Genomic DNA, 2,081 nt, shown 5'->3' on the forward strand with positions numbered 1-2,081 from the left:
GAAGAAAGCCGCGAGGGGCTGGATGCGATGGAGGCTGGCCTGCTGGCGCTCGAATCGGGCCAGCAGGACCCGGAAATCATCAACTCGGTGTTCCGCGCCGCGCACTCGATCAAGGGCGGCGCCGGCACCTTCGGCTTCGACGCGATCGCCGCGCTTACCCACGTGCTGGAAACGCTGCTGGACGAACTGCGCGCCGGCAAGCGCGCACTCGAAGCCACCGCCGTGGATGCGATGCTGTCCTCGGTGGACGTGCTGCGCGCCCTGCTGCGCGAAGCCGAACACGGCCAGCCGGCCGACCCGCAGGCGGTGGCGGCGATCAAGGCGCGCCTTGAAGCGGTGCTGTCCGGCCAGGCCGCCGCCAGTGCCCCGGTCGCGGCGGCCAAGGTCGACGACACGCCCGAAGCATGGCAGATAGGCTTTGTTCCCTCCCCGTCGCTGTTCATGAGCGGCAACGACCCCCTGCGCATCATCCGCGAACTCGAACACCTGGGCTCGCTGCAGGTCGCCGCGCGCATGGAGCGCCTGCCCGGCTTCGACCAGCTCGACCCGCTCGAAGCGCACCTGGCGTGGGACCTCGGCCTGGTCGGCAAGGTGCCGCGCAGCAAGATTGAAGATACCTTCGCCTGGGTCGTGGACGACTGCGAACTGGACATCCGTCCGGCCGCACCGCCCAGCCTGGCCACCAGCGCACCGGCTGCCCCGGTAGCGGCGTCACCCGTTGCGTCTGCTGCCGCTCCTGCGCCCGGCGCGCCGGCGGCCGCCGCGCACGAAGCGGAAACCTCGATCCGCGTCGCGGTGGAAAAGGTCGACGCACTGATCAACCTGGTCGGCGAACTGGTCATCACCCAAGCCATGCTCAAGCAGGTCTCGCATGCGCTGGACCCGGTGCACGCCGAACAGCTGTTCGCCGGCCTGGACCTGCTCGAACGCAACACCCGCGACCTGCAGGAAGCGGTGATCGGCGTGCGCATGCTGCCGGTGGATGCGGTGTTCCGCCGCTTCCCGCGCCTGGTCCGCGATCTCTCCTCGCGGCTGGGCAAGCAGGTGCGCCTGCGCACCATCGGCGAAGGCACCGAGCTGGACAAGGGCCTGATCGAAAAGATCGCCGATCCGCTGGTCCACCTGGTGCGCAACTCGATCGACCACGGCCTGGAAATGCCCGACGTCCGTCGCGATGCGGGCAAGGATGAAACCGGCACCATCACCTTGGCGGCCTCGCACCAGGGCGGCCACATCGTGATCGAAGTCAGCGACGACGGCCGCGGCCTCAACCGCGAAAAGATCCTGTCCAAGGCGCTCGAACGCGGCCTGAGCGTGCCCGACAACCCCACCGACGCGCAGGTCTGGGACCTGATCTTCCAGCCGGGCTTCTCCACCGCCGATGCCGTCACCGATCTATCCGGCCGTGGCGTGGGCATGGACGTGGTCCGCCGCAACATCCAGGCGCTGGGCGGCGAAGTGCAGCTGGAAAGCAAGGCCGGCAACGGCACCCGCGTGCTGATCCGGCTGCCGCTGACCCTGGCCATCCTCGACGGCATGACCGTGGCGGTGGCCGGTGAAACGGTGATCCTGCCGCTGGCCTACGTGCTCGAAGCGCTGCAGCCGCAGCCCGAGGACGTGCGCACCATGGCCGGCGAAGGCCGCGTGCTGCGCGTGCGTGGTGAGTACCTGCCGATCCTCTCGCTGAGCGAGTACTACGGCTTCGGCGCCCGCACCAAGGACGACTCGCTGGTGGTGGTGGTCGAAGGCGATGGCCAGAAGATCGCGCTGGAAGTGGACGAACTGGTCGGCCAGCAGCAGGTCGTGGTCAAGAACATCGAAAACAACTACCGCCGCATCAGCGGCGTGTCCGGCGCCACCATCCTCGGCGATGGCCGGGTGTCGCTGATCGTGGACATCGGCGGCCTGGTGCGCTCGCTGCGGGTGCCGCAGGCGGCGTGATCTTTCGCAGTCGCGAAACATCCCCACGGTGTGCGCTGCAAACCGCGGGCCCCGGCTTACCCGCACCCAACACCCCCGCCTGTCGGCGCGCCCCCGCTACCCGCGGGGGCGCTTCGTCCGTGGGTTCGGCGGCCTTGGGC

Annotated in this window: 1 protein-coding gene; it reads left to right on the forward strand. The window is 69.2% G+C overall.

Going from position 1 to position 2,081, the window contains the following annotated elements:
- The coding region (locus ACXJKH_RS19235; protein ID WP_457321773.1) for a chemotaxis protein CheA at positions 1 to 1,941 on the forward strand (1,941 nt) is incomplete at its 5' end.
- Positions 1,942 to 2,081 lie beyond the last annotated feature (140 nt).

This window comes from Stenotrophomonas sp. P5_B8, assembly GCF_054049855.1.